General features: G+C 48.2%; 9 protein-coding genes. 6 read left to right on the top strand and 3 right to left on the bottom strand.

The window, feature by feature from the left end:
- From L2I46_RS28220 to L2I46_RS28210, 3 genes are all read left to right on the top strand, one after another.
- Positions 1-226 (top strand): hypothetical protein (locus L2I46_RS28220; RefSeq protein WP_236948398.1); only part of this gene is annotated, 226 nt, incomplete at its 5' end.
- Between the two features lie 18 nt (positions 227-244).
- Positions 245-499, top strand: coding sequence for an Hha/YmoA family nucleoid-associated regulatory protein (locus L2I46_RS28215; RefSeq protein ID WP_065892030.1), 255 nt, complete (start codon positions 245-247; stop codon positions 497-499).
- An 85-nt stretch (positions 500-584) separates the two neighbouring features.
- Positions 585-1,652 carry a hypothetical protein gene (locus tag L2I46_RS28210; RefSeq protein WP_016946353.1) on the top strand — a complete coding sequence of 356 codons (1,068 nt, stop codon included), beginning with the start codon at positions 585-587 and terminating at the stop codon, positions 1,650-1,652.
- A gap of 163 nt (positions 1,653-1,815) precedes the next feature.
- Here the strand turns inward: L2I46_RS28210 and L2I46_RS28205 are convergent, their stop codons facing one another.
- Positions 1,816-2,346, bottom strand: coding sequence for a hypothetical protein (locus tag L2I46_RS28205; protein WP_236948397.1), 531 nt, complete (start codon positions 2,344-2,346; stop codon positions 1,816-1,818).
- A 160-nt stretch (positions 2,347-2,506) separates the two neighbouring features.
- Entirely contained in the window at positions 2,507-3,391 is an 885-nt protein-coding gene (locus L2I46_RS28200) for a RepB family plasmid replication initiator protein (protein ID WP_004186900.1), read from the bottom strand.
- Between the two features lie 1,169 nt (positions 3,392-4,560).
- Here L2I46_RS28200 and L2I46_RS28195 point away from each other — a divergent pair.
- The 3 genes from L2I46_RS28195 (at position 4,561) to L2I46_RS28185 (ending at position 6,803) form a co-directional block, all read left to right on the top strand.
- Complete coding sequence (locus tag L2I46_RS28195; protein ID WP_236948396.1) at positions 4,561-5,043, top strand: hypothetical protein; 483 nt, start codon at positions 4,561-4,563, stop codon at positions 5,041-5,043.
- 1,175 nt (positions 5,044-6,218) lie between these two features.
- Complete coding sequence (locus tag L2I46_RS28190) at positions 6,219-6,431, top strand: hypothetical protein (protein WP_004181742.1); 213 nt, start codon at positions 6,219-6,221, stop codon at positions 6,429-6,431.
- Between the two features lie 93 nt (positions 6,432-6,524).
- On the top strand, positions 6,525-6,803 hold the full coding sequence (locus tag L2I46_RS28185) for a type II toxin-antitoxin system TacA family antitoxin (protein ID WP_004118062.1): 279 nt from the start codon (positions 6,525-6,527) through the stop codon (positions 6,801-6,803).
- Positions 6,804-7,326: 523 nt separating this feature from the next.
- On the opposite strand, the gene L2I46_RS28180 is transcribed toward L2I46_RS28185, so the two are convergent.
- Positions 7,327-7,536: Tn3 family transposase (locus L2I46_RS28180; protein WP_139785910.1), on the bottom strand; the 210-nt coding region annotated here is incomplete at its 5' end.

The following is a 7,536-nucleotide window of genomic DNA, read 5'->3' as shown; positions in this document are numbered from 1 at the left end:
GTATGCAACGCATGACTCGGGGACCTTGTGGATTGCTGGTCCTTCAATGGTCGGGGACTTTCACCCCTTGATCTCTAACCGGTCTCCCGGCGCACACTGTTTTAATAACCAGTATAGTAACATTGTTATTTTTCAAATCCAGGCAGAACGTGAATTAATCAAATGGCTTCTCTTGCCTGTGCGTGGAACTTCGTTTACTGTTTTCGAAAATACCCAGTGTTTTTGAACATGCCCCGGAGCGTCGTTGTTGAAAAGCCCAAATGCGCACAGTAGCCTGAGAGAAACCTATCTCCTGAAGTTCAGAAAGTGCAGTACGACTGAAACCCTTGACCGAGTGTTTGACCGTATCCTGGATAAATTAAATGATGAAGGTGGGGATATAAATAATATAACCAGCCTGAACGGAGCTTATGATCACCGCAGGGCTGAGATCTACATGAAAAAAAACTATGACAAAATACCTGCTTCCGTGTGGCATCTCATCCCCGATGAGATATGAATAATGTAATTAGACGCTGTTATTTCAGGTTTGATAAAAACGGATGATGTAGAATTCCTTTACTCATTTTTAACGAGGAATATACATGCGACGTAATGCACAAAAATGGATCCCGTTTGGATTTGATACGGATTCAAATAAAATTGTTGATATCGCCAGCGTTGAAAATGGGCTTTCGTGTAACTGTATCTGCCTCATCTGTGGGACCTCCCTGATTGCCAGGCAGGGTCAAAATAAAAAATGGCATTTTAGCCACAGCACAGAAGTAAAAGGGGTTTGTAGTGAGCTCACACTACAACATATAAAAAAATACATAAAGGTGAAAATACAGGAAAAAAAATACCTTGCTCTCCCTCATCTTCTGCAGGGTAAGGAGAAAGGGATAGTTAACCTCAAAAATCTCGCTGGTGGTGGGATTGTTTGTGGCCTTAATGCTGACCTCACAGGGATATGTAACGATACGACAATCGGGATATTTATTAATGATACGTCGGAGGATATCCAGCCCAATCCAGACCTGTTAGCGCAAACAGACCAGCTGGCGCTGGTGGAGATCGATGCCGTTCGGATTGAAAGTATCATCGCTCCATATCGTGAGAATGGGGAAGGCATAAAGATGATGGATGCGATAGAAAAGTTACTTTTCGTTTCTGAGGAAGCGAAAAAATGGATCTACCATCCTATGATGAAGAAGGTTAAACACCATACTTTACACCAGTACCGGCGTGAGCTGTCTACAAGTGGAAATCAGATCCTTGCTTTAATTCCTCATGAACTTCCGATAAGCATGAACGCCCTCCCATCCTCCCCGGCACAGCAGTGGCATCACCTTCGAGCCACGATTAACCTTCTTTGTCGCCTGAGCCGTTCTGATATCCCTCAAGGCAGTATTGCCTTTGAAGAACTGGTTTATTATATCCCCCGGCTTCTGGAAGCATCTGAATCTATCAATGTTGCCGCCTACGAACGATGGTATGACTTCTATATACGCAAAAAAGGAGAGGGTGTACTGAATGAGGCTGAAATTGAATTTTTGTCTTTTATAGTGAAAATCATTAACTGGAACTTGTCCATACATAACCTTCCCACCTTCGATAGCAAGCAGGCCTTTCGGGATTGGTTTTTGCTAAATGATCCTAACAAGTCGCTATAGATCAATCTGTTTCTGCCCCGGGTTAAACCTGGCCTCCTGTACCGCTGGATGTGTGCTGTTTGGTTAAGATTCTTTTGATGCCAGCCGGGCGTATATCACGCTGCAGCAGGTCACGGCGATTTTAATGTCGACTGTAGTCGCTGGTAGTGTCAAAGCTGGCGTGTTAACGGGGTCGGTAGAGGGGAATCATTCTCAACGCTGGCGGGTAAACGGATCCGCTACCGGTGCTCATCCTCAACGCTGGCGGGCAAACAGGGCCGCTGCCGGTGCTCATCCTCAACGCTGGCGGGTAAATGTGACCGCTGACGGTAGCTATCCTCAACGCTGGCGGGTAAGCGTGGCCGCTGACGGTGGCTATCCTCAACGCTGGCGGGTAAGAGGGGCCGCTGCCGGTGCTCATCCTCAACGCTGGCGGGTAAACGTGGCCGCTGACGGTGGCTATCCTCAACGCTGGCGGGTAAACGTGGCCGCTGACGGTGGCTATCCTCAACGCTGGCGGGTAAACGGGACCGCTGCCGGTAGTCATCCTCAACGCTGGCGGGTAAACGGGACCGCTGCCGGTAGTCATCCTCAACGCTGGCGGGTAAGCGTGGCCGCTGTCGGTGGTCACCGTCAACGCTGGCGGGTAAACAGGGGCGATACCAGTGACCATCCTCAACGCTGACGGGTAAGCGTGGTCGCTGCTGGTGGTCATCCTCAACGCTGGCGGGTAAACAGGGTGCTGCTGGTGTAAAGCCTCATCCCTGGAGGGTAATTACCTGGTGCGGTTTGCTGCGTTAGCTAAAAACCCGAACTCTTGAAACTACACTCTGGAGTCAGTGTGTAATGTAAATGACTGATTTTACCTAAATAACTCAGGTAACTTTTTTGTTTCGACTAAGAATGACCAGTACATAATCCCCACGATTTTTTTCTATCGTGTATTTTAAAAAACCAGCTTCATCCAGTTGCTCTAACGCTTTTTTTATCGTCGCATTCTGAGCACCTTTGTGTGAAGTCAGCTGCAACCGTTCTCTTAAGCGGTCGAATCCAATGCGATAAAAATGGTCAGGTAATTCAACTAGATAAAGATACAGTGCCTGGGCTGATTCTTTTCGAGACAGGGTTTTCAATATTTTTAAGTAAAGTCGGGTCTTCCCGTCGACACGATACAGAGTATTCAAATCCGGATTTGGCCTGATAATGACCTCATCGGTTCCCTCATCATAGTAAGAAGTAGACACCAGGCTCATGTCGATCTTTACTTTTTTCCCTTCTACTGTTGAGTTTTTGATGAACTGGAAATGGGTGTGCTGGATCCGTGTCAGTGAGTCGCTAAAACGTTTCCTTAACCTTGAATCAACTCGTTTTGTAGCAAGCCCACAACTGAAAGCAAAATCAATAAAATTGACCCTAACAGTCCCATCAGGCTCAAGAAACGTGTTGGCGAGTGTGTCCACGATCCCTAGCCAGACTTTGAAATCCGTATCCATATCAAGCCTGGGCCCAAAAATACTAATCTTTTCGTACCCCTCTCCAGCGATAGAAGAAAGACGACACAACTCAGTCGTTGCATCGATGACATGACCTCGTGCCATAGGGTCGCTGCCATCCTTGACTGTCGGAACAAAGACCCCCAATCGCAGTAGCGATTTAGGTTGAATACTCTGTTTTGAGTTAGGAACCAAATGTATAACTTCACCAGAACTTTTATCTTGCTCAGTGATAATTAGCGCTAACTGATTGTTATCATTGGCCATTTTATAAAATCCCGGATGTGGATAATGTTACCAGATTACCCGCTGGCGTTGATAAAATCTACCCTCTGGCGATGATAATTGCCCCGTTAGCGTTGATGGTATACCCTCTGGCGATGATGGTTCACCCGCCAGCAATGATAGAATACCCGCCAGCGTTGACAGAGATGGCCTGAGAGCCCCGTAGTTCAAGGCCTCACTAAAACGTTATTCTTTTATTAGTCTTTTTTGTCCTTTTCTTAGCTTTAGTTAAGCTTCTGTTATTATTCTAAGCTGTGGATAAACACCATCATCAATAGTCAACAATCCGGGCAAGACAGAATCACCAGACAGCAAGGGAGAAACTTACCAGAAGCCGGTCAGACACTGTTTGAAACCGGCCGAAGCACCACCTGTAACCAACCCATTCTTTCTCCATACGACGCTGCAACTGTTTCAGTTCGATCGTTGTTCACTCCTCTGCCCGGCATGCAGTATGCAGTGACAAACAGAATTCGTCTGGCCCGACAATAAATTAACCAGCACGCTGTTGGCTGACATTATCATGCTGCCATTTGCCGAAACTGAATCACCCGATCGTCAAGGTTCTCGACTGAGCAGATAATTCAGAGGAGGGGAGACAGGTATCGTTTGATACTCTTCAGGCAGGCACAATTTTCCGGAATGCCCGGATTAATATGTGGTAATTATGATTTTCGGGCATCAAATGTAACGACAGAGTTACCTGACAGACAGGTATTCCCCTGACGGGCAAAGGCATCATCAATAACCGCAACCGTCGTCTCCGACACAGTCAAAACAGACGGAAAGGTGAGGACTGACATCCTTCCATACCGTGTCTACTGGATGCTCTGCCATGATCCGGGAACGGGTCAGTATTGGATGCACCAGTGTCGATACTAGGAATGTCTACTGTATGCGATGCCCTCTGCTTCGTGATTAAAACTCAAACAATATTATCAGGACATACCGAGGTTCCTGTCTTTTGTGTCGACTACAGTAGACCAGCGGGAAAAGAGGGGGGAGGGGTTACCTGTATACCAGAACGCAAAAGTGATAATTCGAAAGAGACAGCCACATACACATAATCAGATAGGTTTTCCAGATTGTTGTGTAATCTGTAACCTAACGCTAATGTATGTGTACATTAGCATTAGCTGGGGAAAAGATACGTGAGAGCTGAAACGCAAGAAGCTATGCGGATGTTTTTGGGGGGACGTTGCTACACGGCTAAACAGCTCGAAAAGGACTATCTCTCTGAAGTGGCAGGTTACAGCGACGACCGCTGGGAAGCGCCGCAAAGAGCTGCCCGGCAGGCGGCAGCGGTAAAACGCTACAAAACCTCCGAGATGCTGCGTTTTATTTTTGCCACCATCGCGTATGATCCCGACCCGGATCTGACCCCGCTTGCCGTGAAGCGGCTGTGTCAGGCCTTGTTCGGCAGAACCGGTAGCCAGTGGCTTATTGTGGAAATTTTCGGGGTGAAGGGACGGCATCACCGCAGCGTTGACAGTACGCCGGAGGCCGTTGAAAAAATGGCAACCAGGTATCGTCATGCAGCAGAGCTGCACTGGGCAGCAACTCTGGCGGAAATTGAACGGGTAAAGCGCAACTATCAGACCCTGGTTAAGGCACCCGGGGAGAGAGAAGGGTAAATACCATAAGCTTAAAGCTAATGGGGGCAGTTTGGATATAGAGAATTATTGTACGGTAAGCCTGTTTTTTGAACAGACTTACCTATAGCAATAGGGTGTACTCCCGCGCTATACGGCATTTTCAGAGGTTTGACCTTAATCGGATAACCTAAATGCGATACTGCAAGAGCGACAACTTAAAAGCGATAGCCACTGACGCAATATCAACCCCTTACGAACCAAGATTGGTTAAATAATGCGCTTAACGTACAAAAATTTCCGATCTCCAAACTGACCCCTAATGTACGCGTACGTTAGCTTTAAGCTAAAGTGGCTATACAACCAATTTTTCTGTATCAAAACGGCTTCCAGACTTGTCGATTTGCACGGTAATTCCGGCAGGAAGCGACGGGGGATACCCGGACATTTCGGCTGGAAAAAACCGAACATTTGGCAAAAAGCGCATCAGCATTGAAGACGCGGTCGCGGCCATTGAGGGATGCAATGAAGTCTTTCATGGAGGACTTTCGGCAGGCATCCTGTACCTGTACATGTACATATCAGTAATGCTGTCTTTTCTCATCTTTGACTCACGCCCACCTCACGACTGAACGGAATTATTCATCATCACCGGCAGGGGCTGCAGTGCTGGTATGCACTTTATAGCAGTCCACCCGGCGGGACAATTCATGAAAGCTGGTGGGCTCGTAACCATCACGCTCAAGACGTAAGACAACATGCCTTTTAGCCCTGCAAAGCCTTTGCCCCGGTGCGTCACGCTCTGCGTGGGTCGCGACTGTGCACATTTTTGGCATATTCTTTTTTTCTTTTTTTTATTTTTTCTCTTTTTTTCGTCCGCGCGGGGGCGGTGGGCCTGGCACGGTAAAGGTCAGAATCCTTAAGGGTATGTTGTCTTACGCAGGCTCTTTTGCTGCCTGCAGCACTTGCCGGCGATCAGAATCAGGAAAATGGCCATCGCCCGTTTTCCCTCATTTATGGCATACAGTAGACATCAATCCGGTGTAAGGTACCGGTTCTGACCGGACTATTCCCCCTGGGGCTGCTGTTCGTTACAGCTCTGAGCTGATACCGTGGATACGCGGCTTGTTCTTACGCTTATCACCGAAAGTGGCGAACGGGCCTTACGGGCTAACGCTTTAACAGAATTAACGCCAACTTTGTTAGGGAGATAATAAGTGAACATCGAAGCGAAGCAGTTTCTTACCGGCAGCGGCAGAAGAGTACTGACAAATGAGGGCAGACAGGGTATGGGTGGAGTTGCTGGTGTAGGCTCTTCAACCGAGAAAATGCTGGGCTACGTCGCTGAAGCTGTTTTTGAAAACTGCGGCCAACTGGATAACCAACAGCTCGATGACATTATCAGCTGGATACAACTTTATAAGTCCTGAATGATGCATGAGTGTACAATGCAGCTCGTGTTTCTAACCGACGAAGCGTGCCAGATTTGAATTGTATATAAATCTGCTACACATGGGGTATCTATGAAACCTGAAGTTCGTGAAGCTCCGATTAGTATCCGAGCCAAAAAATCACAGCGTGACCTGATCGACATGGCCGCAAGCCTGGTCTCAAAATCACTGACTGATTTTATGCTTGAGGTCGCCTGCAGGGAAGCACAGGACATTCTGCTTGATCAACGCCTGTTTCTCCTCAATCACAACCAGTTTAAGGCGTTTATAGAGGAGCTTGACGCCCCAATAACGCCGGAGCGCAAGACGCGAATCGATAACCTGATGAACCGCAAATCACAATGGGAATGAGAGCGCCTGAATCCCTGACGGCTGAACATAACATCGCTGATGTTCTGTTGCCAGGTGCCTGCCCTTAATAAGTGGTTAAAGACAAAGGCTCTCAGAAACCACAGTACCGGCATTTCCCGTGTCTATGCCGTTTGCGCAGAAAACACGAACCGGATCATCGGTTATTATTGTTTATCTTCGGGTAGCTTCCGCCATAAGACAGTGCCTGGGACATACCGACGCAACGCACCTGATGTCATTCCGATCATTGTCCTGGGACGGCTTGCCATCGACCACTCCTGCTCCTGTGCTTATCCTCCCGGGTAGATCGGGCTTTTATGAAAACAGTGACATGTATAGGGAAGAGGGATGCCGGAAAGCGGGTTGGACGTCCTTCAGTACTGAATGAAGAACAGAAACTACGGTGATTGCACAGATTAAGCGGGAGTCGTTTTTCAACAAAATGCCTGCAGGTCAGGGGAGAATTCATCGCAGGGATGTTATGGTAGATGGGGAGCCCGCAGAATTCGGAAAAAATCGTACGCTAAGGTTTTCCGGGCATCCGTAAGGGCCGAAACTTCCCGTCTTCCAGTCTGCGGCTCTGCCGCCAGACGTAATCGCCGGTTAGGTTGATGTGCTCCCAGCCCAGCGGCGACAGGAATTGCAGCAGCTCGCCGTCCACCGGCTTGCCGGCCTCGACCAACCCCTGGGTGGCGCGTTCCAGGTACACCGTGTTCCACAGCACGATAGCCGC

The sequence above is a fragment of the Klebsiella sp. 2019SCSN059 genome, from assembly GCF_021739525.1.
GTDB classification, from domain to species: domain Bacteria; phylum Pseudomonadota; class Gammaproteobacteria; order Enterobacterales; family Enterobacteriaceae; genus Klebsiella; species Klebsiella quasipneumoniae.
The sequence above is the reverse complement of the archived record's forward strand: the minus strand, read 5'-3'. Positions and strand labels throughout refer to the sequence as shown.